Here is a 24440-nt window from a genome sequence, read left to right on the forward strand (position 1 = left end):
CTGGTGCAACATTATCTTCTACTGTTACTGTAGCGTCTACTGTTGATACATTTCCATTGTTATCCGTTACCGTTAAAGTAACTGTGTTTGCACCAACATTCGTACAATCAAATGCTGTTTTGCTTAATACCAATGACTGGATTCCACATGCATCACTTGATCCATTGTCTACCAATGCTGCCGTGGTTGAACCATTCCCTGTAGCATCTAACTGAACCGTTACATTCTGTGCTATGGCTAATGCTGCAACATTATCTTCTACTGTTACTACTGCTGTCGCTGTTGATACATTTCCATTTACATCCGTTACCGTTAAAGTAACTGTGTTTGCACCAACATTCGTACAATCAAATGCTGTTTTGCTTAAWACCAATGACTGGATTCCACATGCATCACTTGATCCATTGTCTACCAATGCTGCCGTGGTTGAACCATTCCCTGTAGCATCTAACTGAACCGTTACATTCTGTGCTATGGCTAATGCTGCAACATTATCTTCTACTGTTACTGTAGCGTCTACTGTTGATACATTTCCATTGCTATCCKTTACCGTTAAAGTAACTGTGTTTGCACCAACATTCGTACAATCAAATGCTGTTTTGCTTAATACCAATGACTGGATTCCACATGCATCACTTGATCCATTGTTAACTAATGCTGCCGYGGTTGAACCAACGCCTGTAGCATCTAACTGAACCGTTACGTTCTGTGCTATGGCTACTGSTGCAACATTATCTTCTACTGTTACTGTAGCGTCAACTGTTGATACATTTCCATTGTTATCCGTTACCGTTAAAGTAACTGTGTTTGCACCAACATTCGTACAATCAAATGCTGTTTTGCTTAATACCAATGACTGGATTCCACATGCATCACTTGATCCATTGTTAACTAATGCTGCCGTGGTTGAACCAACGCCTGTAGCATCTAACTGAACCGTTACGTTCTGTGCTATGGCTACTGCTGCAACATTATCTTCAATCAGTAAATTCAAATTATCTAAACCATCACACACACCAGTGCCGCTGGCAGTTAAAGTAAGTGTAACAGAACCAGCTGCTTTATCTGAAGTAGAAGGTGTATAAATTGTAGAGAGTGCACTTGCATTTGCAAATAATCCCGTTCCGCTGGTGGTCCATAATGTAGTTGTAGGGCTTCCGGTTACAGATCCGCTGATTGACGTAGTTCCTTGCGGGCAAATGGTTTGGTCGGCTCCTGCGTCTGCGGTGTATTTTCCTTTAAATGAAATATCTGTTGAACCACTAAAAGCACCGATGCAAGAAGTTCCATTATTTAAAGACGCTATCGTATAAATGGTTTGCACAGATGGTGACACTGACAAAATCACTGGACTGGTTGCAGCCGTTCCACTAAATGGTGTTCCATCACTTAATGTACCTGAAATATTTCCTGTACCTGTTAGAGTAATGGATAAATTTACACTATCGCCCTGACAAATACTTGTATTACCTGTTGTAAGTAATGCATTGGCGAACGAAGGACTTATAGTTCCTGTGGAGGAAGCTGGACTAGTACCACATGAGTTTGATGCAGTTACTGAGACTGACCCATTTCCTGAACCAATAGCTATAGTAGCAGATAGTGTACCCTGACCGTTAGTGACTGACCAACCGGCTCCTGTAACAGACCATGTATAAGAAGTAGCCCCTCCAACTGATAAAATACTAAATATATTACCCGAACTATTTCGACATATATTAGAAGGTTGCGTAATGGCTAAAGGTGAACCGACCGCAGTTGTTGGTGTAATATTCCCAGTAGAGGATGCGGTACTGGAACCACACCCATTATTAGCAGTAACAGAAACTGTTCCTACACCTGTACCGATCGTTATAGTTGCTAGAACAGTTCCTTGACCAGCTGTAATAGCCCATCCTGAACCAGTTACACTCCATGTATAGGATGTAGCGCCACTAACGGTAGAAACGCTATAAGAATTATTTATTGAACCAGCACATTCGTTAGAAGGTCTAGTTATAGTTCCTGGTGTTGCAGGTGAGGAAGAAGTAACTATAAGGTCAGCTCCATTATTAGGTGAATTTGTTATAGGTGCTTCTGATCGAACTCGTATTCTATAAGCTGTACCAGCAATAGTGTTCGCAGGAATAGTTGCATTTATTGTTCGGGATCCACTTCCACCGGTATTCATTAAACTCCCGATAACTATAGGTGACGAAAAACTTCCAGATGAGTTGCTTAATTCGGCATAAAAGTCAGCCGTACTCGGGAATTGACCAGTTGCACCTAGATTTGCAGAAACAGCCTCAAAATTCACTGCAACAGCATTTCCCGCACAAAATGTACTTGCTGTTATGGTTACACTACCAATTCCTGCATCCGTAAACTCAGTCACAGCAACTCTACCGGACAATTGTCCTGTAGCAGTCAAAACAAATGCAACTCCAAGATGGTTGTCCTTAATCAAAAAGCCACCATAATAGATATTCCCGCTCGCATCTGCGATGGCAAAATTATCATGGGAATTCACACAGGTTGCAGGTTTGGGGGTCTCAACAAAAGTGAAGTCAATCCGTTCTCCTGGCTGCCAGCCAGTACCGGTAATGATGACGTACTCACCAGGAGCATAATCATCCTTATCAGTAGTGACAGTTGCCTGCGAGAAAACCACATTGGCAAAAAACAAACTGAAAAGTAAAAAAATAAAAGTAAAAAAACCCGATTTAGGTAGAATTGTTCTCATACTCACTTGAATTGAAATTATTATATATAAAATACTTATTGTCTAACTGCGAAAAGGTAAATCGAATAGAACGTGGTTTTCTATCCCTGATTTATTGCACTCTATTAATTCAAAACAAATGTTTTCTTGTAGGTAGAAAAACATCCAGACAAGGACTCTAAAATCATCATCTTAAACTAAATTATATTATTTTTAACATACTACTACGATTTATTTTACATTTCCGACGAAAGTGTTAAAAAAATCTACAAACTACATAAAAATCTATTTTTAAGTAAGTTACAAACAGTATGAATCTTAAAATACATTATTTTTCGAACTTATTTTCTAGAAACTATTAGCTAATAATAATATAATCATGAGATACTGGATAAAAATTACAAGTGGTTTTCCCTATTAAAATAGCCTTATGTAAAACAGCTAAAAGCCAGCTTTGATTGACTTTAAGGCGTATTACCGTTAATTAGCTTAGACTTTAAAATAATCACTCAAGAAGAAGTCCAGCCGATTGTGATTTTATAAAAATTGTATACCGCTTATTTTCAAAAACAAGCTCTTTTAATCAGAAAAACGTCCAAGTAAATTGGGCTGATTTACTAATAAAATCAACTTTATCAGAATATACATATTAATATTTTTTCTAATAAGTTGACTGTATCATTAGTTATAAATTCGGCCAAAAATCGGTGTAAGAATTAGAGATACGAAAGCAATTTTCGGAATTAAACTCTCTAATTTTTTTGGTTAGTAAACCATTGCTGCAATGCAAATAGTAAACCAAACAAGAAGCCTTTTCAACTTTAGAATACAATTAATTCGCTGTCGAAATAGGAATCCGTGAATATTTTATAGATTTGTTTACTATTATACACGATAAGCTATTATGAAGAGTAAAGTACAAGACTGGCCTAATTTAAGTAAGTATGCAAAGGCTAATTCTCGATTGCGCCTTCCTGCGGAGGGAGAAAATAGAATAGTTTTTATGGGAGATACCATAACAGAGTTTTGGAGTACCATTAACGGAACTTACTTTGAAGGAAAGCCTTATATTAATCGTGGAATTAGCGGGCAAACCACACCGCAAATGCTTATTCGCTTTAGAGCAGATGTCATCGCCTTAAAACCTACTGTAGTTCTCCTTTTGGCTGGAATTAATGACATAGCCGGAAACACAGGTCCTTCAACCTTAGAAATGATCACCAACAATATTTTTTCTATGGTCGAATTGGCGAAAGCCCATCAAATCAAAGTAGTGCTCTGCTCCGTTTTACCTGCTTTTGATTTTCCTTGGAAACCCAATCAACAACCAACCGACAAAATCAAAGCTTTAAATGAATTACTGATCAATTATGCCGCTGCAAATAAACTCGTATATCTTGATTATTATACTGCAATGGTGGATGAACGCAAAGGATTACAAGCCGATTATTCTGAAGATGGTGTACATCCTAACAAAAGAGGTTATCAAGTAATGGAACCGCTAGCAGAAAATGCTATTGCTTTATCTCTTGATTAAATTGTTACTATTGCGACTTTTTTAAGACGAATACACATTACAAACATATTCACATAACCAAAAACCCAATCACTATTTAAGGATTGGGTTTTTAGTTTTAAAGAAGTCTGCTTTTATTTCACAACCGTAAATATAATTTTAGAATCGTCATACACACGATGCGTTTGCTTTTTAAAATCTTCTGGTTTGGCATAAAAGATATTATCTACAAAGGTTTGCGGATTCAAGTCAATCAATGGAAACCAGGTACTTTGAATCTGGATTTGGATTTTGTGTCCTTTCTTAAAAGTATGCATCACATCTTGCAATTTAATATCTACCGCCGTTTTCTGGTTAGCCACAAAAGGTTCTGGAGTGATAAAACTATTTCTAAAACGACCGCGCATTACTTCGCTTCGCACCATCATGTGGTAGTTACTCATTTTTAAATAAGGAGCTACTTCAGGAGTTTCTGGCTCATCACTAGGAAAAACATCTATTACTTTTACAATCCAATCCGCATCAGTACCTGATGTCGAAACTTGCAGTTGTGCCAAAATATCGCCCGCCAAAGTCATGTTGTCCTCTAAAACTTCGGTTTCATAAACAATCACATCAGGACGTCGTGCCGAAAAACGCTGATCATCTGTCATGTATTTTCTTGGTGTAATTCCTTTTTGATTAATATCTTCAGTAAAAGGAACTGGCTTTTTAGGATCACTGATAAATTCCTGAAAACCAACCTCAGTTGGTACTGAAGTCATTAGTTTATCGTTTGCCAAATAAAAGCTTTCTTTCGCTGAATTTTTTGGTGGCCAAACATCATAGGTTTTCCAATCTTTAACTCCCGTATCAAAAACATAGGCTTCCGGTAGTTTGTTTTGCCCTTTTCCATTCTCTTTTAAGAAATGACGAAAGAAGTTAGCTTCAATATTCTTTTGATAAAATCCGGAAATACTATCTCCAAAGTTTATATTTCCGATAACTGCTTTAGCACTGCTTCGTGCCCAGTCACCATGACTCCATGGTCCCATAACAATAGTATTATAGTTCTTGCTAGTTTTTTCTATGGTTTGGTAGGTATTCAAAGGACCGTATAAATCCTCAGCATCAAACCATCCTCCAACAGTCATTACTGCAGGTTTAATATCTTTTAAATGTTGTAGAATCCCTCTTTTTTGCCAGAAATCATCATAATTAGAATGGTCTTTTAGCTGTTGCCAAAACTCATTGTCTTTGCCATAAAACGAATCCAAATTAGACAAAGGCCCCGCATCCATAAAAAATTGATAATCATCTTTCGTCCCTAAGTCAGGCAAAGTGTACCAAGATGTGGTGGTGCGTTCCTTTTTTTGAATTCCAAAAAGTGGTGTTGCTTTCCAATAACTCAATAAATAGGCTCCATTATGGTGAAAATCATCGAAAAAGAAATCACTAATACAAGCCTGAGGCGAAACTGCTTTCAGTGCGGGATGCCTGCTTAATAAAGAATAAGTTGCATAAAACCCAGGATATGAAATTCCCCAAGTTCCCACATTCCCATTATTATTCGCTGCATTTTTAACTAACCAATCAATTGTATCGTAGGTATCAGAAGCTTCGTCAACTTGGTTTTTTGATTTTTTATTTGGAATAAAAGCACGCATATTATCATACAAACCATCACTCATCCAGCGTCCACGTACATCTTGATACGCCACAATGTAACCTTCTTTCATCATGGTTTCGCTGGGTCCAATGCTTTTCTTGAACTCGTTAGGACCATAAGGAGCACAGCTGTATGGCGTGCGTTGCATGATAATTGGGTATTTCTTTGATTGATCCTTTGGCGTGTAAATGACTGTGTAAAGCGAAGCTCCATCACGCATTTTAATGTGCACTTCTTTCTTAGTATAATTTTCACTAACAGCATAGAGACTGTTGTTTTGCGCAAATAAGCTGGTCGAAAGCACCAAAAACGCAACAAATAGTAGTTTTTTCATTTTAGTAATTGCTAATTATAGAGTGGTAAATATATTTAGAATAAAACCAATATTAAAATTTAGTTTGATAGGATTTAAACAAAGTTCTAAATGTGGATTTGATAACCCTATCCCTACTCTTTAAATTACAAAGCCTTTTAGTAACGATTATAAATTCCACTACCCATAAAAACCCACAAAACTCAAACGCTCTTGAGGTAAATTATTAATAATAAGCAATCTGTGATTTTGTAACAAAACAGCGCTAACTTCGTCTTACTTTTTCAAGCACCTACTATAATATGAGAACAATTTTTATTATTACCTTTTTTACACTCCTTAATTTCCAGTTTGGAATAGCACAGAATATTAAAGGAAAAATCATTGATTCGGCAACTGGTGAAAGTATTCCGTACGCTAATATTAAGGTAGGCGAATCTGAAAATCTTGTTTCAAATGCCGAAGGCTATTTTACGTTATCTGAGAATAATAGTCGGGACGAAGTAGAACTCGCCGTATCTTATTTGGGATTTGTTCAGAGACTACTAACCGTTGGGGAATTGAAAAGACTGAATTATAGAATAGAACTAGCACCAGGTGTTTTTCAACTTAATGATGTTAAGGTCTCCAATGAAAAACCAAACCCATATGAAATTATGGCTAACGTTAAAGCTAACTTAGCTCGCAATTATAAAAATGAGACAGCAGCTTCAAAGGATTTGCTTTTTTATCGAAAATCGGATTATTTTAAACCCAAACTAATTGAAGTGGAGATCGACAAATCAACTGGATTTACAAAACAAGCACTTCAAAAAGCAAATTCCGACTTGAAGAGGTTCTCTACGCAGTTAATTTCTAATCCGCCCATGGAATTCACAGATATCCTATGTAACTACTACTCTACCAAAACAAAAAAGAATGATAAGTTCCAGTTATCATCAAAAATGGAGGTCTTGAAAGCAACGAAATTAAAAAACGAAGGCCGTTCCTCTTCTTTAGAGGAATTACAAAAAGCAGCCATGAATACCATGCTGCAACATCTAGATTCAACTAAATACTATAGATTTAAAAGTGGTCTTTTTGGCTCTCGCGATACCATTTCACTACGTAAGGATTTTAATCGAAATCGAAACAAGGATAAAACCAAAGAAAAAACTAACCAATTACTTTCAACAAAATCGAGCTTAAATTCTTTTCTCTCAGATTCTAATTTCCTAGAAAGCAACGAATTAGATTTTATTAATAATACAGAATTGTATGACTATAAATACGAAGGTGCGACCTATACAAATGACAATGAGTTTGCCTATGTATTGAGTTTTAAACCTAGAAGAAGCAAGGCAAAATATTTAGGAAAATTATATATTTCAGAAACGGATTATGCAGTCCTTAGAACTGACTATACATTAGAGGAAGGGGAGAAACTAAATAATTTTAACATGAAGTTTCTATTGGGAATAAAAACTTCGCAGAATATTAGTAAAGGGACAATAACCTACAAGAAAAAAAGTGAGGACGATACTTACTATATGCAGTATGCCGCAATAGAACAGGGACAATACTTTTATTTAAACCGGCCTTTAAAATTTATAGAATTGACCAGCAGCGAAAAAGATGTGCTTTCGCTTGATCTAAAAATGGAAGTAAATGTTAGCAGTAAAACGGAATTTCTAAATATGTCGCGTTCTAAAACTACAGCAGCAGCAATCGAAAAAATAAAAGAGGCTGACTTTAAATTCACAAATATCAAATCCTATGATCCAAAGATATGGAAAGATTACAATGCCATAGAACCATTGCAAGAAATGAAACAGTTTAAGTCCATTAATTAAGCTAGTAAAACTGCAGTATAAACAACCTTATACTGTTAAGAAAATGCCAATCCCTAGGATCTATTCTTGTCTTAGTTTGTGAATGTTACCTTTGCATAAAACAAATTAAAACAATGATTCCAACTAGTAAACAATATGCCGCTATACAAATAGATCCTAACTGGTTAACTGACTATTTTAATGTAGATCGTCAAATTGCTTATTACATCAATCTTCCAATTCTCCTTTTTGGCTTACTGATTATATGTTCTATCGCTTGGATTTTGACTAAAAAAATAATCGTTAATTCGATTCACAAAATATTTTTAAAAACTAAAATTACCTGGGACGATATCCTAATTGAAAAAAGAATATTTGACAAACTTGCTTTCATCATTCCCGCATTTATTGTGATTTTTGCAGTGCCTTCCATTCTAGCAGAGTATCCTGCACTTTCTAGTTATGCAATAACTCTTGCAACGATTGTAATTTTGTTGATTATTGTCTGGACCGTTATTGCTTTTCTAGCGGTTCTTAACGAGATCCTTTCTGTATCTCCAGCTTTTATAGACAAACCCATTACGAGTTACATTCAAGTAATGAATATTTTTGTTTATTTCGTAGGAGGAATTTTAATTTTGTCTGTACTTCTAGGAAAGAGTCCGTTCTACTTTCTAGGCGCAATGGGTGCTATGACCGCCATTTTACTGTTGATTTTCAAAGACACTATCCTAGGCTTTGTAGCCAGCGTTCAAATGTCAGTTTACGATATGGTACGCGTGGGTGATTGGATTGCTATGCCAAAATATGATGCCGATGGCGATGTACTTTCCATCAATCTAAGCACCGTTAAAATCCAAAATTGGGATAAGACAATCACCACAATTCCTACCTATGCTTTTATTACTGACTCTTTTAAAAACTGGCGCGGAATGAGTAATTCTGGAGGTCGAAGAATCAAGAAATCTATTTATCTAAAGGTGAGTAGTTTTTGTTTTTGTGATGAGCAAATGCTAGAACAGTTTAAAAAATATGCCCTTATAAAGGACTATATCCTTGATAAAGAAGCAGAAATTAAGAAATCAAATTTAACGTTAGCTGGCAATGAATCTAATGTTGTTAATAGCAGAAGCCTAACAAATATTGGTGTATTTAGAATTTATGCCGAAAACTACATTCGTTCCAATGCGAATATAAATTTGGAAATGACCCATATGGTTCGACAACTGGATCCGACTTCTAAAGGAATGCCTTTAGAAATATATTGTTTTAGTAAAGTCAAAGAATGGGAGAAATACGAGCAAATCAAATCGGATATTTTTGATCACTTGCTTACCATTACCTCTCAATTCCAACTGGAAGTTTTTGAAGAGCCTACAGGTAGAGATTTTAGAAGCTTAGTAGATTCCCAACATCAGCCAGCACGAGTTTCTAATATGTATTCCGAGTTATAATTAGAAAGAAATTCTAGTTATAATTGCCGTTTATTCTAGTTTAACCCATGCTTTTGAAAATGATGAAAACAGCTGGTCTCGTAGTAGTGATGCCCCCGATTATAGCGAAAAACCCGCAGGATTGCAAGCTTTAGAATACTCGCCGGTAAAGAGCGACCGCAGAAAGCTCCTTTACTGGGGTAGTATTCTTGCTTGAAGAACTGGGGATTTGTAGCGAAAAGCGGGAATAGGCACAAATAAAAATCACCTCTTTTTGAAAATATTAGGGTACAAACGCTTATTTTTGCGCCATGGCAAAGAAAAATACAGATAAGGTGGTGTTTCACCAGATAAAAGTCATCGATGCAGGTGCAAAAGGAGTATCAGTAGCGAAAGCTCCAGACGGTAAAGTAGTGTTTATCCCGAATGTGGTTCCGGGTGATGTGGTTGACGTGCAAACTTTCAAGAAGCGCAAGGCCTATTACGAAGGAAAAGCGATCCATTTTCATGAATTTTCAGAGCACCGAATAGAGCCTATCTGCGAGCACTTTGGTGTTTGTGGTGGTTGTAAATGGCAAAATATGAAATACAGCCAACAGTTGTATTATAAACAAAATGAAGTGTTGAATCACTTGCAGCGCATTGGAAAAGTTGAACTTCCTGAATTTGAGCCAATCTTAGGTTCAGAAAAACAGTTCTTCTACAGAAACAAAATGGAATTTTCGTTTTCAAACAGCCGTTGGTTGACAGAAGCTGAAATTGCAAGTACAGAAGATTTAGGAAACAGAAATGCTTTAGGTTTTCACATCCCAAAAATGTGGGATAAAATCCTTGACATCAATAAATGTCACTTACAAGAAGATCCATCAAACGCAATTAGAAATGAGGTTAGAGATTTTGCTAACGCAAACGGCCTGACTTTCTTTAATCCAAGAGCACACGAAGGTTTGCTACGTACTTTAATGTTGCGCACCTCTTCTACTGGAGAAATCATGGTATTGATTCAGTTTTTTGAGAATGACAAAGCAAATAGAGAATTAATCCTGGATCATTTATATGAGAAGTTCCCACAAATTACTTCTTTACAATATGTGGTGAATAATAAAGCGAACGACACTTTATACGACACCGATATTAAACTTTATAAAGGAAGAGATTATATACTTGAAGAAATGGAAGGTTTGAAATTTAGCATTAATGCCAAATCATTCTACCAAACCAACTCAGATCAAGCGTATGAATTATACAAAATCACAAGAGATTTTGCTGGTTTAACTGGAAATGAAATCGTTTATGATTTATATACTGGAACTGGAACTATTGCTCAGTTTGTTTCTAAAAAAGCAAAAAAAGTAATAGGTGTCGAAAGTGTTCCTGACGCTATCAAGGATGCTAAAGCAAATGCCGTACGTAATAATATTGATAATTGTGAGTTCTTTGTAGGAGACATGAAAGTCGTATTTAATGACGAATTCATTGCGCAGCATGGTCATCCTGATGTTATCATTACTGACCCTCCAAGAGACGGAATGCACAAAGACGTAATCGAACAAATCATGAAAATTGCTCCCGAAAAAATCGTGTATGTAAGTTGTAACTCGGCTACACAAGCGCGTGATTTAGCCTTGATGGACGAGAAATATAAAGTAGCTCGCGTGCGTCCTGTGGATATGTTTCCGCAAACACATCACGTAGAGAACGTGGTTCTTTTAGAAAGAAGATAGGTAGTCCCTAGTAATTAGTGAAAAGTAATTAGTCTCAATTTTGAGCTAATTACTTTTCACTAATTACTAATCACCAAAATAGATATGAAAAAATTAATACTGTTGCTATTTGTTATCACCTTCTCTTTCTCCAGTTGTGAGAAGGATGATATCTGTGATCCCAAAACGGTTACAACTTCTCGACTAGTGATTACATTTTATGACGTTGCGAATTCGTCCGTTAAAAAAAATGTTACTGATCTCAAAATAATCGGTGAAGGAATGACTGATGGAGTTAATTTTAATGGTGCGACTTTAATCAACGGAAGCACTGTTTCGATTCCGCTGAAAACAAATGCAGATGCAACTACTTTTCGTTTTATTCTGAATGCGGAAAATACAAATCCAGCATTAATAAACGAAGACGTCCTGAAATTTAATTATGTGCGAGAAAATTTATTTGTGTCTCGTGCCTGTGGTTTTAAAACAGAATATACTCTTGATCCTCAAACACCTTATGTCCATACTGACGCAGCGGTTCCAGATCAAAAATGGATTCAATTCATTGCGGTGAAAAATAGTATTATAGCTAACGAAAATGAAACACACCTTGAAATATTTTTTTAGTATTTGCCTCGTTTTATCTCTCTCTTTAGCGCAAGCGCAGGAAACTACTACTCTTAATAATGTAGCTGACAGTACGCGCACAGCTCCTATTATTCCTGATAATGGAAATTTAAAGACAGTAAAATTGCCCGAGGAGGTACAAGACACATTAGTTCCCGTAAAAACAGACCGTTACGGACTTCGTGTGGGTGTTGATTTGTATAAATTAACTCGTGCGTTGTATGACAAGGATTATAAAGGAATCGAATTTGTAGGTGATTACAGATTGACAAAAAAATATTTTTTGGCAGCAGAGATAGGTAATGAAAATAAAACTACAGATGATGACCGTCTAAATTTCACTACAAAAGGATCTTATCTAAAAGGAGGTTTTGATTACAATGCCTACGAAAACTGGTTAGACATGGAGAATATTCTCTCTATTGGATTGCGCTATGGTTTCAGTACTTTTAATCAGGAATTGAACAGCTATAAAATATATAATTCCAACCCTTATTTTGGAGAAGGAGCAGCCCTTCCATCAGGAGAAAAATTCAATGGCTTAACAGCCAGTTGGATCGAAGTGGTTGCGGGTATAAAAGCAAAAGTATTTGATAATGTTTTTGCGGGTTTCAGCCTTCGCTTGAACCGATTGGTATCCAATAAAAAACCAGGTAATTTCGATAACCTTTATATACCAGGTTTTAATAGAACCTACGATGGTGATTTTGGAGTAGGATTTAACTATACAGTTACATACTTCATACCTATCTATAAAAAGAAAGTTGTGCCAGTTGAAGTGAATAAAAAAAGCGCTACGAAAAAATAAATATCCTTTTCTGTTTCCATAGCACATAGAAATATCGCTTTTATTGCGCTATTTCTTAAATAAAAAAAACCGCCGATTCAAAGATTATTACAATCTGTGAATCGGCGGTTTTTTATTATGTTTTTACTTGGGGTAAACTATTACCCTATTTCTTTAACCTCCTTTGAGAAAACCCATTTCATATACAACTTCTCGCCATCTTGTGTTTTAATAGCTTTAAATTTTGGCGATAAAATCGTTCCCACAACAAATGCCGTCAAGGGAATCCATAAATCAGTTAATCCCGTATAGCGCTCCACTAGATAACGCGCTGAGACGAATAATATGGCAAAACAGCCTAACTGGTATAAAAATGCTCTTATTTGTAATCTTGTCATTGTATTTCTGTTTGATCCTCCCTCCGCTCCCTCCTTCGGAGGGCGCGACTTTGTGGAGTTTTATTGTGGTAATGTTTTTGTGTTTTATTCTTCTATAAGCTAATCACTGAATACTGTAAACTGTAAACTGATTACTGACTACTCCTCTACATTAACTTGGAACTTTGTTCTCTTACTTCCTTCGTACATTTCGTATTTAACTAATCTTGCTTCTATACTAGCGTTAAAAAGTTTAATTTTTCTCGAAGGTTTTAATCCTACAAATTTTAATGCATCCAGGTTTCCTGTGATAAACCAAGCGTTAGTTCCAGGATAGTTTTTCTTTAAAGTATCTCCAATGTTTTTGTAAAACTCTTCCATGTGAATATCCAATCGCTCATCATAAGGAGGATTAAAAACCATATGCAATTTCCCTTGTGTCGTTTTCTCAGTATCGAAGAAATTTCTCTCTTCAATAGTGATATACTCTTCTAAATTGGAGTTCTTAATATTGTCTTTGGCTTTGCTTACTGCAGATGGAGCTTTGTCGAAACCTTTTATAGTATAATGAAATTCTCTAACTCTTTTCAATAAACTGTCAGTGATATTGTCGAACAAATCATTGTCCCAGTCATGCCATTTTTCGAATGCAAATTCTTTACGGTTAATGTTTGCTGGAATATTACAAGCAATCATAGCTGCTTCAGCCAAGAAAGTTCCAGAACCACACATTGGATCTAAGAAATCACCTTGTCCATCCCAACCCGAGAGCAATAAAACACCTGCTGCCAATACTTCATTTATAGGAGCAATATTGGTTGCTGTTCTATAGCCACGTTGATGCAACGAATTTCCTGATGTATCTAATGCTACCGAAACTTGGTCTTTGTCAATATGAATATTAATTCTTAAATCTGGATGTATTTTATCGATACTTGGGCGTTGTCCTGTGCGTTCTCTAAATTGATCTACAATCGCATCTTTACATTTTTGAGAAACAAATTCAGAGTGATTAAAGTTATCAGAATGAACTGTTGCATCAATCACAAAAGTTTGATTAGCATTGATGTATCTTGACCAGTTTACACCAGAAATCCCTTTATATAACGCTTGTTCGTTGTTTGCCTTAAAGAAATAAATTGGCTTCAAAATTTTTAAAGCGGTACGCAATGACAAATTGGCTTTGTACATAAACCCTTTATCCCCTTTAAAACTTACCATTCTTACGCCCTGTTCGACATCTTGTGCGCCTAACATTTGTAATTCTTTTGCTAAAATTTCCTCAAAACCAAAAAAGGTTTTGGCAACCATCTTAAAATTATTTTCCATTTGTTTGTATCAATTAAAACAGACCTTTTTCTGCTTTACGTTTAGGCCGTGATAGAAATTAAAAGTTTCTCATCGAGAATCACTCTGTATCTCCACGGTTTCTTTATTTTTCAGCAAAAATACACTAAATTTGCGGGACTTGAATTAATTGAAAAAGAATAAATGTCTGAAGAACAAAAACCAACGAATATAAATCCAGAACAACCAACAGAAGCTTGGTTCAGTTCTTGGTTCGATACACCTTATTATCACATCCTTTACAAAGAGAGAAACTGCACTGAGGCACAACTTTTTATGGACAACATAACAAACTACCTTAATCTGCCAGAAAACGCTAAAGTTCTTGACTTGGCCTGCGGTAAGGGCCGTCATTCTATCTATCTGAACCAATTAGGATTTGATGTTTTGGGAGCTGATTTATCAGAAAACAGTATTGCCGAAGCTAACGAAAACGCAAATGACACTCTGCATTTTAAAGTGCACGACATGCGAGAGCCCTTCGAAGAAAAATATGATGCCATTTTTAATTTGTTTACCAGTTTTGGTTATTTCGAAAATGACGAAGACAATCTTACAACACTAAAAGCAATCAAAGAAAGTTTATCTGAATATGGTTTTGCAGTAATTGACTTCATGAATGTCAATCAAGTACTTAAAACTCTGGTTCCTGAGGAAACAAAAACTGTCGAAGGAATTGATTTTCACTTGAAGCGCTATCTAAAAGACGGTCATATTTATAAAGAAATTGACTTTGAAGACAAAGGACAAAAGTTTCATTTTACTGAAAAAGTAAAAGCATTAACCCTGGAAGACTTTGAATCCATGATGGAAGAAGCCGGGATTTATCTATTAGATATTTTTGGAGATTATAAACTGAAAAGTTTTCACAAAACCGAAAGCGAAAGACTTATTCTTATTTTTAAATAAATGAATTACCTACTACCTCTACTCTCCGTATTGCTTGGTTATATTTTGGCTTTGATAATAAAACCCAAAAACAAGACTAATCTAAAACTACTATTGGCTTTTAGCGGCTCCTTTCTACTTTCTTTGACGGTAATGCATTTATTGCCGGAAGTTTATGAAAGTCACAGCCATGACATTGGTATTTTTATCATGTTGGGTATTTTATTCCAAATTATATTGGAATTTTTTTCGAAAGGTGCAGAACATGGGCACGTACACGGGCAGCCAAATATGACTCATATACCTTGGCTATTATTTATTAGCCTCTGTATTCATGCTTTCTTGGAAGGATTTCCTGTAGGACATCATCACGATCTAGCTGTAGGTATTGCTATTCATCATTTGCCTATCGCGATTATACTAACAACGTTTTTTATCAATGCACATTTGAACAAAAAAGCAATTTTTGCCTTTATGATCACTTTTGCATTAATGACTCCGCTGGGGACATTGGCATCCGATTATTTACCAGTTTTAAATGCATATCATACCCAAATAACGGCCGTGGTAATTGGAATATTATTTCACATCTCCTCGACCATTATTTTTGAAAGTAGCGAAGGGCATAAATTCAATGTCGCCAAAGTTTCCATGATTGTTTTGGGAATTATCCTAGCTTACTTCGTTTAATAAGCTTTAAGCAAAACACATAAAATCAACAAAAAAGTTTTCCATATAAATTTTGATTATTTAAAAAATGGCATTTACTAAAACTACCGAACAAGCCTCTAAATACGAACACCTAGAAAAAATGTCGGTGCAGGAATTACTCATCAACATCAATCAGGAAGATAAAATAGTTCCTAATGCGGTGGAAAAGGCTTTACCACAAATTGAAAATTTAGTAGCACAAATCATCCCGAAAATGAAATTAGGCGGGAGACTTTTTTACATCGGAGCGGGAACTTCAGGTCGTTTAGGCGTTTTAGACGCTTCAGAATGTCCGCCTACATTTGGCGTTCCTTTTGATTTAGTTGTAGGAATCATTGCTGGTGGCGATACTGCCATTCGCAAAGCTGTAGAAAATGCAGAAGACAACGACACTCAGGCTTGGAAAGATTTACAGGGTCACCATATAAATGAGAATGATGTCGTGGTAGGTATTGCCGCATCAGGAACAACGCCTTATGTCATTGCTGGTTTAGAAGAATGCAACAAAAATAATATTATAACAGGAAGTATTTCTTGTAATGCCGAAAGTCCGCTTTCTCAAACAGCGCAATTCCCGATAGACGTAGTTGTGGGTCCCGAATTTGTAACAGGTAGCTCCAGAATGAAAGCAGGTACAGCTCAAAAATTAGTACTCAATATGATTACTACAGCCACCATGATCCAACTTGGAAAAGTGAAAGGCAACAAAATGGTAGATATGCAACTTAGCAATACTAAACTTGTTGATCGAGGGGTAAAAATGATTATGGGAGAGATTTCTGTTAGCTATGAAGAAGCAGCTGCTTTATTGAAAGAACACGGAAGCGTGAGAAAAGCGGTTGAATTTTTTAATAAATAAAAACTGAATTTAGTAATTGGAGTACTGTGTAAAAACTAGGTACGACTAGAAATTAAAATAAAAAATGGGCACTAATAAAGAAGTTTTAGCTAAAGGAGTTAAATATATAGCAGGCGCTTTACCCTTGCTATTTATAGGCCCATCACTTATTTACAACGCATTTATCAACAAGGAAAACCTGTGGCACTATCTTATTCTAATGATCGGAATTGCTACTTGTGGTGCGGCAGTGTATTTACTTTTTCAAGGATTGAATACAATTATGAAAAGTTTATTTAACGACTAATGGAAGACTTAATCCACATTCAAAAAACATTTGAAAAAATTGTTTTTATAGATAAAAGAGTCAATAATCGGGAATTTGAAGATTGTGTCTTTAAAAACTGTGACTTCTCAAACAGTGATTTCTCTAATAACACCTTCATGGACTGTGAGTTTATCGATTGCAATCTTTCGATGACAAGTTTGATGGGCAGCAGTTTAAAAACAGTGCATTTTAGCAATTGTAAATTATTAGGAATTCAGTTTAATAGCTGTATGGATTTCTTATTTACAGTGAGTTTTCAAGACTGTGTTTTGGATTATTCTTCGTTTGCCAATAAGAAAATGCCAAAGACAAAGTTTAATTCTTGTTCGATGAAAGAAGTTAGCTTTATTGGAAGTACACTTTCTAATTCGGTTTTTGAGAATTGCAATTTAGACAATGCCATTTTCAATGATACCCAATTAAAGGAGGTGAATTTCTTGACTGCTTACAATTATAAAATTGATCCAGAATTCAACCCCATGAAAAAAGCAAAGTTTTCTGCGCAAGGAATTCCTGGGCTTTTGGAAAAATATGATATAAAAATAGAGTAACAATCGAAAAGGTTTAGTTACATAAAACAGCACAGATAAAAAATTGCTTTGTTCCTAGTAATGAAATTTAAAAGTGCCGGTAGAAAAGACTCAAAAATAAATCAAACAAATAAAATGAAAAAATTATTCCTACTTCCATTACTGCTATTAGTTCTTTCCTGCTATAATGTGGAACGCAACTGCCAAGATTTCAAAACCGGTAAATTTCGTTTTGATTACGAAGTGGATGGCGTAGTTAAAACAACACTTTTTGAACGAAATGACAGTATAGAAATTGAAACCTACAATGGAAAAACTGATACGGCATCAATAAGATGGACTAATGATTGTGAGTACATTTTGAAAAAATTACATCCAAAAAATATGGCAGAAGAAAAGTCAATAAGCATGAAAATTTTGACAACTTCAGAAAACTCATATACATTTGAATTTGGTTTAGTTGGCTCAGGCCAAAAACAAAAAGGGACTGTAACAAAGCTAGGAGAATAAAGACTAATCGTTAAAAAAATCAATAAACTAATAATTATAAAAGATGGAAGTATTTTTAAATCCCGATGCTTGGGTTGCCTTATTAACTTTAACTTTTCTGGAAATCATTCTAGGAATCGACAATATCATCTTTATCTCTATAGTTACAGGGAAATTACCTGAAGAGAAAAGAAAAAAAGCAACGCAAATTGGTTTATTTCTAGCCATGTTTATGCGTATCGCATTGCTGTTTGGAATTACACTTTTAATTGCAATGAAAGAACCATTTTTCAGTGTAAACTGGCGATGGTTTAGTGCTGATTTTACTGGTCAAGCCATCATTTTATTTCTGGGAGGACTCTTTCTAATATATAAAAGTACTAAAGAGATTCATGAAAAAGTAGATCACACAGGTGAAGAAGAAAAAACCTTAAAAACTACGGCCACAAAATCTTTTGGCAATGTAATTTTCCAGATATTACTTATTGATCTTATCTTCTCAGTCGATAGTATTTTAACTGCCGTTGGGATGACTAATGGTGTCGAAGGCGCCTTGTATATCATGGTTACAGCTGTTGTAATTTCGGTTGGAGTGATGATGCTTTTTGCAGTTCCTGTTGGGAATTTTGTAAACCAAAATCCATCGATTCAAATTTTAGGATTGGCCTTCTTAATCCTGATTGGATTTATGTTGATTACTGAAAGTATGCACTTATCAAATGCAGCTTTAGTGGGTGAACATGTTGGTGCCGTTCCAAAGGGCTACTTGTATTTTGCCATAGCTTTTTCACTGGCAGTAGAGTTCTTAAATATGAAAATGAGAAAGAAGAATTAAAAAATATGTTTTATAGAAAAGCTCCTTTGTGGAGCTTTTTTTATGCAAAATTCTTAACTTTAAATCAGTACCCGTCCTACTGCATCATTCGTTAGTGTTTATTCGAAAACAAGAAATTATTTTTTGATTTTAATCTACCGATTTTAGTAGTAACTTAGGCTCAAATATCAACTAATGAAAAATACCATCTCCCATAGAGTTGCCGACTTTTTAAAGAACTTCCCTCCATTTAATTTTTTAAATCAAAAGGATATTGAGCGACTTTCTCAGCATATATCTATAATCTATAAAGAAAAAAATGCAGTAATATTTTCCGAAAATGAAGAGGTTCATGATTCCTTTTATGTAGTTCATAAAGGTGCTGTAACACTAAAAAATGCAACAGACAATGATATTTTGGACATGTGCGATGAAGGAGATATTTTTGGGTTAAGACCGCTTCTTGCAAATGAAAACTATAAAATGGACGCTACAGCCCATGAAGAAACCATACTTTACGCCATACCAATAACCATTTTTAAACCGTATGCACTAGAAAATCCAGCTGTAGGAAATTTTTTAATCGAAAGCTTTGCTTCTACAACTCGAAATCCTTTTTCGAAAAATCACAGAGGAAAATTATATGGAGATACTGTTGAAAGCAGCGTAGAAACTGAAACTAAACTGTTAGATCTACAGCCGGTTAAATATTCGAAAAAAATAATTAGTTGTACAGCAACAACAACAGTGAAGGAAATTGCTGAAATAATGACAAGCAAAAATGTAGGAGCAATCATTGTAGTCGAAGAGATGCTACCTATAGGAATAATAACTGATAAAGATTTAAGGAATAAAATTGTCACTGGAGAATTTCCTATCACCACGACTGCTATTTCAATAATGACTGCTCCTGTAATTACTTACCCTAAAAAAATGACCATCACTCAAGCACAGATGGCCATGATGAAAAGCAATATAAGTCATTTATGTCTCACTAAAGACGGCACGGTAAATACTAAAGTAGTTGGGGTTTTATCTAAGCACGATGTCATGGTTGCCTTAGGGAATAATCCCGCAGTATTGATAAAAGCGATTAAACGTGCTAAAAAAATTAAAAATATCAAGCCTATTCGTGCCAGAATAATGCAATTATTGCAAGGTTATTTAGATCAAAACATTCCGATAACGCTAACCAGTAACATCATTACAGAACTAAACGATGCCTGCATCGAGCGCGTTATAGAAATTGTACTTTCAAAAATGCAGCAACCACCTCCCGTTAAATTTGCTTGGCTAGCAATAGGCAGCCAAGGAAGGAGAGAACAACTTCTTCACACAGACCAAGACAATGCGCTTGTTTATGAAGATGTTCCAGAAGAGCTAGCTACTGAAACCAATACTTACTTTTTAGAACTGGCGACTCATATAAACAAAGGACTTTTCCAAATTGGTTATGATTATTGCCCAGCGGAAATGATGGCTTCCAATCCGAAATGGTGTTTGAGTCTCAATCAATGGAAAAACCAAGTTCATCAATGGGTCACAAATCCTGGAAAAACAGAAGTTCTACTTTCCTTTATCTTTTTTGATTACAGTCTTTCCTATGGAGATGCCGAAATTGTAAATGAACTTTCAGAATATATTTTCGAAATAATAAAAGCAAATCCAACTTTCTATGTGCATTTAGTTAGTGGCGCCTTGCAAAGTCCTTCTCCCACCGGATTTTTTAGGCAATTCGTAGTAGAGCAAAATGGAATTCACAAAGATCATTTCGATATAAAAAAACGGGCGTTAATGCCGCTGGCAGATGCAGCAAGAGTTTTGATTGTTTCCCATTCTGTGAAATCCATTAGCAATACTCCAGAGCGGTTTGAAAAATTAGCCGAATTAGAACCCAATAACAAAGAGCTTTACTTAGCCTGCTCGTATTCCTATAAAGCATTATTGAAATTCAGAACGAAGCAAGGACTTTTACACAACGATTCGGGACAGTTTATTGCTTTAGATGCATTAACTAAATTAGAAAAAATAAAACTAAAGCGAACTTTTAAGACAATTAAAGAACTTCAGGAATTAATATCCATTCGATTCAATCCCAGCAAAATAGTCTTATGATCCATTTTATAAACAAAGCCAAATATTATTTATTCCATCTTTTGGGATTATCGAACGAGAGTACAGACGAACAATTATCGGGTGCAATTGATTCGACACGTTTTGTCGTCTTAGATACTGAAACTACCGGTTTTAATTATGACACAGATCGAATACTTTGCATAGGAGCCATCGTTTTGCAAAATGGTGTTATTCCAATTCAGGAAAGTATAGAAATCTATATTTATCAAGAACATTATGATTCTTCAAGTGCCAAAATCCATGGAATATTAAAAGGTCAGGTTAGCAACACAAAAACCGAAATAGAGTCCTTGCAAGCATTTTTAGATTTCTTAGGAGATTCAATCATAATCGCCCATCACGCTTTATTTGACATCACTATGATCAATAGAGCACTGGAACGAAATGGCTTGCCTATTCTAAAAAACAAAACTTTAGATACAGGAGTCTTGTACAAGAAAACACTAATAAAATCAAATCTATTAAATCATAAGGACCATTATTCATTAGATGAGCTGGCTGATAAATTTGACATTCCCTTAAAAGATAGACATACCGCAATGGGAGACGCTTATATCACTGCGATTGCATTTTTAAAGATTTTGAAAAAACTACGAGACAAAAAAGAAATTACCTTAGAGCAATTGTTTAAATAATATGCTTGAGCGAACCTTAAAATCTGAAAAAAACTAAAAAAAGCTCCAATTAAGGAGCTATTTTTTTAGTTAGAACAAGTTAACTTGTCCGTCATCATCGAGCTGAACCTCAGTTCCATCATCATTTGTGATTCGGCGTTCCGGTACGATTTCTACTGGCACTTCATAAGGCAATGGCTCTAACATATTGACCTGTTTTATTTTATCAGTCGTTAATTGATTTCCTAAGGCTTTGAATCCTTTTACCGCGATAAAGTCTTCTATATCTACTGTTACCGAATCTTTTTGAACACCTTTTATCTTTGGAAAAACAAGCTCAACCACCGGACGATAATCCGTTGATACAATTTCTAATTGCGAATTTGGATGTTCTGAGATAAAAACCTCTTCTTTATTTTCGGTTTCAACCAAGAAACGCTTGATGTAGTAGCGCTCTTTTTCACCATCATAATAAATGGCCGAAATTGGTTTTTTAGGAACCCATTTTTCTAATACCACCATATCTGAATCAAAATGAGTGGATAATTCTGGCGTAATTACTTTTAGTTTCCCTGATTGTTGAATAATCAAAATTTTATCGCTAGGTCTGAACTCGCCAAGCAACTCCCCTCTTTCATCTACATTTAATCGCTGAACAGTATCGTCATACCATACTTTTCTTGGTAGCAAAGTCGATATTCCTTTTTCTTTAATTTCAATTTTCTTAATTGGATATTTAGATGCTAAATTCCCTTTGGAACTTCGTCCTTTAATAGCCATTTTAGCAAAATCGATATCGAATTTTAATTTCTTAATACTTCCTATCTGACGTAAAATCACCGTTATCACCTCAGCTTCTCCATTTGGATTGCATGTAAAATACAGGATTTGCGATCCTTTGGTTGCATTAGTCAAATCATAAAGTTTGTCTCTCGTAACGGCTGAAACGTTGAATCGTTTGATATAAGAAGGCCCCGATTTACCGTCACGGTAAATCATATTGTAAGTAGTGCGTTTGTCGCTTTTGTCAAAAATAGCAACATGAATAATATCTTTACCCACGAAGGTCTTAGCGTCTACCTTAGTCACCATCATACTTCCGTCACGTAGAAAAACAATTACATCATCAATATCAGAACAATCTGTAACGTATTCGTCTTTTTTCAAGCTCGTACCTACAAATCCTTCCTCTCTATTTACGTACAATTTTGTGTTTCTTAAAACTACTTTTGTAGCCTCAATATCATCAAAAACACGAAGTTCGGTTTGGCGTTCGCGACCTTTACCGTACTTTTCTTTCAGCTTGGTGAAATAAGCAATTGCAAAGTCGATCAAGTGCTCTAAATCGTGCTTTACTTGCTCTATATTTCCTTCAAGCGCTTCAATTTTATCTTGAGCTTTGTTACTGTCGAATTTAGAGATACGCATGATTCGAATATCTAGTAAACGTAGAATATCTTCCTCGGTAATAGCTCTTCTTAAATGTTTTATGTGTGGTTTTAAACCATCATCAACTGCTTGTAAAACATCTTCTCTCGTGGTTTTTTCCTCAATATCACGATAGATTTTATTTTCGATAAAAATACGTTCCAAAGAAAGAAAATGCCATTGTTCTTCGAGTTCACTCAGTTGAATTTCGAGTTCGCTTTTCAACAATCCAACTGTTCTATTAGTCGAAATTTTCAACATATCAGAAACGCCTATAAACAAAGGCTTATTATCTTCAATAACACATCCTAAAGGCGCAACAGAAGTTTCACAGGCCGTGAAAGCAAATAATGCATCGATGGTTTTATCAGGAGAAACTCCAGGAAAAAGATGAATTAGAATTTCAACATCGGCGGCGGTATTGTCTTCAATTTTTTTGATTTTGATTTTACCTTTATCATTGGCTTTCAAAATACTGTCGATTAAAGTAGTCGTATTTGTCGAAAACGGAATTTGAGTAATCACCAAAGTATTTTTGTCCAATTGTGCAATTTTTGCACGAACACGCACACGACCACCTCTTAATCCATTATTGTAGTTCGAGATATCAGCGATACCCTGAGTCATAAAGTCGGGATAAAGTGTAAAAGGTTTCCCCTTTAATATTTTTATCGAAGCATCGATTAACTCATTAAAATTATGAGGTAATACTTTTGTCGAAAGTCCCACTGCAATACCTTCTGCACCTTGTGCCAAAAGTAATGGAAACTTAACGGGAAGATTGTTAGGCTCAGCTCTTCTTCCGTCATAAGACATTCCCCAATCAGTAATCTTTGGACTATAAATAACCTCCAAAGCAAATTTAGACAAACGCGCTTCAATGTAACGAGAAGCCGCAGCACCATCACCAGTTAAGATATTTCCCCAGTTTCCTTGACAATCTATCAATAATTCTTTCTGACCAATCTGTACCATCGCATCTCCAATACTCTGATCCCCGTGAGGATGATACTGCATGGTGTGCCCTACAACATTGGCAACTTTATTATAACGACCGTCATCCAACTCTTTTAGCGAGTGCATGATACGACGTTGCACCGGTTTAAAACCATCCTCAATCGCAGGAACAGCGCGCTCCAGAATTACATAGGAAGCATAATCCAAAAACCAGTCCTTGTACATTCCTGTAACTTTGGTAATGGTATCGTGGCTGTCTTCGGGATTATCGTAAAAATGGTGTTCGCCCGAAGTTACTATATCGTCAAATCCTTCATCATTTGATTCGCCGGAATCGTTGATTTCGTTTTGAGATTCGTCTTCGTTTGGTATGATATTTTCTTCGTCTTCGTCTTTCATTACATTTATTCTATTGAATCGTAATCACTTCTAATTTTGGTCTAA

The 24440-nt window shown here is 35.6% G+C and carries 20 protein-coding genes; 15 read left to right on the forward strand and 5 right to left on the reverse strand.

Translation table 11 applies throughout. The features are described from left to right. Window positions 1-2722, reverse strand: a 2722-nt coding sequence (locus tag E0F98_RS08560; RefSeq protein ID WP_132110472.1) for a beta strand repeat-containing protein, incomplete at its 3' end; no start/stop codon positions are given. An 883-nt stretch (window positions 2723-3605) separates the two neighbouring features. On the opposite strand from E0F98_RS08560, the gene E0F98_RS08565 reads away from it, so the two are divergent. Beyond that, the gene (locus E0F98_RS08565) at window positions 3606-4238 is read left to right on the forward strand and encodes an SGNH/GDSL hydrolase family protein (protein ID WP_132110474.1); all 633 of its coding nucleotides are present in this window, start codon (window positions 3606-3608) and stop codon (window positions 4236-4238) included. 113 nt (window positions 4239-4351) lie between these two features. Here E0F98_RS08565 and E0F98_RS08570 read toward each other — a convergent pair whose 3' ends face one another. Next, window positions 4352-6199: a CocE/NonD family hydrolase gene (locus E0F98_RS08570; RefSeq protein WP_132110477.1), complete on the reverse strand. Its 1848-nt coding sequence runs from the start codon at window positions 6197-6199 to the stop codon at window positions 4352-4354. 281 nt (window positions 6200-6480) lie between these two features. Here E0F98_RS08570 and E0F98_RS08575 point away from each other — a divergent pair, with 281 nt between their 5' ends. From E0F98_RS08575 to E0F98_RS08595, 5 genes are all read left to right on the forward strand, one after another. Beyond that, window positions 6481-8010 carry a carboxypeptidase-like regulatory domain-containing protein gene (locus E0F98_RS08575; RefSeq protein ID WP_132110479.1) on the forward strand — a complete coding sequence of 510 codons (1530 nt, stop codon included), beginning with the start codon at window positions 6481-6483 and terminating at the stop codon, window positions 8008-8010. Window positions 8011-8123: 113 nt separating this feature from the next. Beyond that, on the forward strand, window positions 8124-9443 hold the full coding sequence (locus tag E0F98_RS08580) for a mechanosensitive ion channel family protein (protein ID WP_132110481.1): 1320 nt from the start codon (window positions 8124-8126) through the stop codon (window positions 9441-9443). Window positions 9444-9733: 290 nt separating this feature from the next. Further along, a complete protein-coding gene (gene rlmD / locus E0F98_RS08585; RefSeq protein ID WP_132110483.1) occupies window positions 9734-11146 on the forward strand; it encodes a 23S rRNA (uracil(1939)-C(5))-methyltransferase RlmD in 1413 nt (470 codons plus the stop codon). 84 nt (window positions 11147-11230) lie between these two features. Then, on the forward strand, window positions 11231-11752 hold the full coding sequence (locus E0F98_RS08590; protein WP_132110485.1) for a DUF6452 family protein: 522 nt from the start codon (window positions 11231-11233) through the stop codon (window positions 11750-11752). Then, on the forward strand, window positions 11736-12560 hold the full coding sequence (locus E0F98_RS08595) for a DUF6048 family protein (RefSeq protein WP_132110486.1): 825 nt from the start codon (window positions 11736-11738) through the stop codon (window positions 12558-12560). The genes E0F98_RS08590 and E0F98_RS08595 overlap by 17 nt, the downstream gene beginning before the upstream one ends. Before the next feature lie 140 nt (window positions 12561-12700). Here the strand turns inward: E0F98_RS08595 and E0F98_RS08600 are convergent, their stop codons facing one another. Together E0F98_RS08600 and E0F98_RS08605 are read right to left on the reverse strand one after the other, a co-directional pair. Continuing rightward, the gene (locus E0F98_RS08600; protein ID WP_132110488.1) at window positions 12701-12937 is read right to left on the reverse strand and encodes a hypothetical protein; all 237 of its coding nucleotides are present in this window, start codon (window positions 12935-12937) and stop codon (window positions 12701-12703) included. Between the two features lie 138 nt (window positions 12938-13075). Beyond that, window positions 13076-14245, reverse strand: a complete 1170-nt coding sequence (locus tag E0F98_RS08605) for a THUMP domain-containing class I SAM-dependent RNA methyltransferase (protein ID WP_132110490.1) — start codon at window positions 14243-14245, stop codon at window positions 13076-13078. A gap of 162 nt (window positions 14246-14407) precedes the next feature. Between E0F98_RS08605 and E0F98_RS08610 the strand changes: the two genes are divergently transcribed. From E0F98_RS08610 to E0F98_RS08650, 9 genes are all read left to right on the forward strand, one after another. Next, entirely contained in the window at window positions 14408-15172 is a 765-nt protein-coding gene (locus E0F98_RS08610) for an SAM-dependent methyltransferase (RefSeq protein WP_132110492.1), read from the forward strand. Further along, on the forward strand, window positions 15173-15841 hold the full coding sequence (locus E0F98_RS08615; protein WP_132110494.1) for a ZIP family metal transporter: 669 nt from the start codon (window positions 15173-15175) through the stop codon (window positions 15839-15841). 67 nt (window positions 15842-15908) lie between these two features. Then, window positions 15909-16721 carry an N-acetylmuramic acid 6-phosphate etherase gene (murQ, locus tag E0F98_RS08620; RefSeq protein WP_132110496.1) on the forward strand — a complete coding sequence of 271 codons (813 nt, stop codon included), beginning with the start codon at window positions 15909-15911 and terminating at the stop codon, window positions 16719-16721. Between the two features lie 64 nt (window positions 16722-16785). Then, on the forward strand, window positions 16786-17007 hold the full coding sequence (locus E0F98_RS08625) for a DUF6095 family protein (protein WP_132110498.1): 222 nt from the start codon (window positions 16786-16788) through the stop codon (window positions 17005-17007). Next, window positions 17007-17579 carry a pentapeptide repeat-containing protein gene (locus tag E0F98_RS08630; protein WP_132110500.1) on the forward strand — a complete coding sequence of 191 codons (573 nt, stop codon included), beginning with the start codon at window positions 17007-17009 and terminating at the stop codon, window positions 17577-17579. Before E0F98_RS08625 ends, E0F98_RS08630 begins: the two co-directional genes overlap by 1 nt. Window positions 17580-17693: 114 nt before the next feature. Continuing rightward, a complete protein-coding gene (locus tag E0F98_RS08635) occupies window positions 17694-18068 on the forward strand; it encodes a DNA topoisomerase IV (protein WP_132110502.1) in 375 nt (124 codons plus the stop codon). Between the two features lie 43 nt (window positions 18069-18111). Beyond that, window positions 18112-18882, forward strand: coding sequence for a TerC family protein (locus E0F98_RS08640; RefSeq protein WP_132110504.1), 771 nt, complete (start codon window positions 18112-18114; stop codon window positions 18880-18882). 174 nt (window positions 18883-19056) lie between these two features. Then, window positions 19057-20976, forward strand: a complete 1920-nt coding sequence (locus E0F98_RS08645; RefSeq protein ID WP_132110506.1) for a DUF294 nucleotidyltransferase-like domain-containing protein — start codon at window positions 19057-19059, stop codon at window positions 20974-20976. Further along, window positions 20973-21632 (forward strand): 3'-5' exonuclease, encoded by a 660-nt coding sequence (locus tag E0F98_RS08650; protein ID WP_132110508.1) that lies wholly within the window; start codon window positions 20973-20975, stop codon window positions 21630-21632. The genes E0F98_RS08645 and E0F98_RS08650 overlap by 4 nt, the downstream gene beginning before the upstream one ends. 69 nt (window positions 21633-21701) lie before the next feature. Here E0F98_RS08650 and E0F98_RS08655 read toward each other — a convergent pair whose 3' ends face one another. Then, on the reverse strand, window positions 21702-24395 hold the full coding sequence (locus E0F98_RS08655) for a DNA gyrase/topoisomerase IV subunit A (RefSeq protein WP_132110510.1): 2694 nt from the start codon (window positions 24393-24395) through the stop codon (window positions 21702-21704). Window positions 24396-24440: the final 45 nt, after the last annotated feature.

Source organism: Flavobacterium hiemivividum, assembly GCF_004349145.1.
Classification (GTDB): Bacteria; Bacteroidota; Bacteroidia; order Flavobacteriales; family Flavobacteriaceae; genus Flavobacterium; species Flavobacterium hiemivividum.

Bases quoted from the DNA above. Each gene is read 5' to 3' on its own strand.
- E0F98_RS08645 (WP_132110506.1), top strand. From the start codon at position 19,057: ATGAAAAATACCATCTCCCATAGAGTTGCCGACTTTTTAAAGAACTTC.
- rlmD (WP_132110483.1), top strand. From the start codon at position 9,734: ATGGCAAAGAAAAATACAGATAAGGTGGTGTTTCACCAGATAAAAGTC.
- E0F98_RS08640 (WP_132110504.1), top strand. From the start codon at position 18,112: ATGGAAGTATTTTTAAATCCCGATGCTTGGGTTGCCTTATTAACTTTA.
- E0F98_RS08610 (WP_132110492.1), top strand. From the start codon at position 14,408: ATGTCTGAAGAACAAAAACCAACGAATATAAATCCAGAACAACCAACA.
- E0F98_RS08615 (WP_132110494.1), top strand. From the start codon at position 15,173: ATGAATTACCTACTACCTCTACTCTCCGTATTGCTTGGTTATATTTTG.
- E0F98_RS08625 (WP_132110498.1), top strand. From the start codon at position 16,786: ATGGGCACTAATAAAGAAGTTTTAGCTAAAGGAGTTAAATATATAGCA.
- E0F98_RS08600 (WP_132110488.1), bottom strand. From the start codon at position 12,937: ATGACAAGATTACAAATAAGAGCATTTTTATACCAGTTAGGCTGTTTT.
- murQ (WP_132110496.1), top strand. From the start codon at position 15,909: ATGGCATTTACTAAAACTACCGAACAAGCCTCTAAATACGAACACCTA.
- E0F98_RS08605 (WP_132110490.1), bottom strand. From the start codon at position 14,245: ATGGAAAATAATTTTAAGATGGTTGCCAAAACCTTTTTTGGTTTTGAG.
- E0F98_RS08590 (WP_132110485.1), top strand. From the start codon at position 11,231: ATGAAAAAATTAATACTGTTGCTATTTGTTATCACCTTCTCTTTCTCC.
- E0F98_RS08575 (WP_132110479.1), top strand. From the start codon at position 6,481: ATGAGAACAATTTTTATTATTACCTTTTTTACACTCCTTAATTTCCAG.
- E0F98_RS08630 (WP_132110500.1), top strand. From the start codon at position 17,007: ATGGAAGACTTAATCCACATTCAAAAAACATTTGAAAAAATTGTTTTT.
- E0F98_RS08570 (WP_132110477.1), bottom strand. From the start codon at position 6,199: ATGAAAAAACTACTATTTGTTGCGTTTTTGGTGCTTTCGACCAGCTTA.
- E0F98_RS08565 (WP_132110474.1), top strand. From the start codon at position 3,606: ATGAAGAGTAAAGTACAAGACTGGCCTAATTTAAGTAAGTATGCAAAG.
- E0F98_RS08655 (WP_132110510.1), bottom strand. From the start codon at position 24,395: ATGAAAGACGAAGACGAAGAAAATATCATACCAAACGAAGACGAATCT.
- E0F98_RS08635 (WP_132110502.1), top strand. From the start codon at position 17,694: ATGAAAAAATTATTCCTACTTCCATTACTGCTATTAGTTCTTTCCTGC.
- E0F98_RS08650 (WP_132110508.1), top strand. From the start codon at position 20,973: ATGATCCATTTTATAAACAAAGCCAAATATTATTTATTCCATCTTTTG.
- E0F98_RS08580 (WP_132110481.1), top strand. From the start codon at position 8,124: ATGATTCCAACTAGTAAACAATATGCCGCTATACAAATAGATCCTAAC.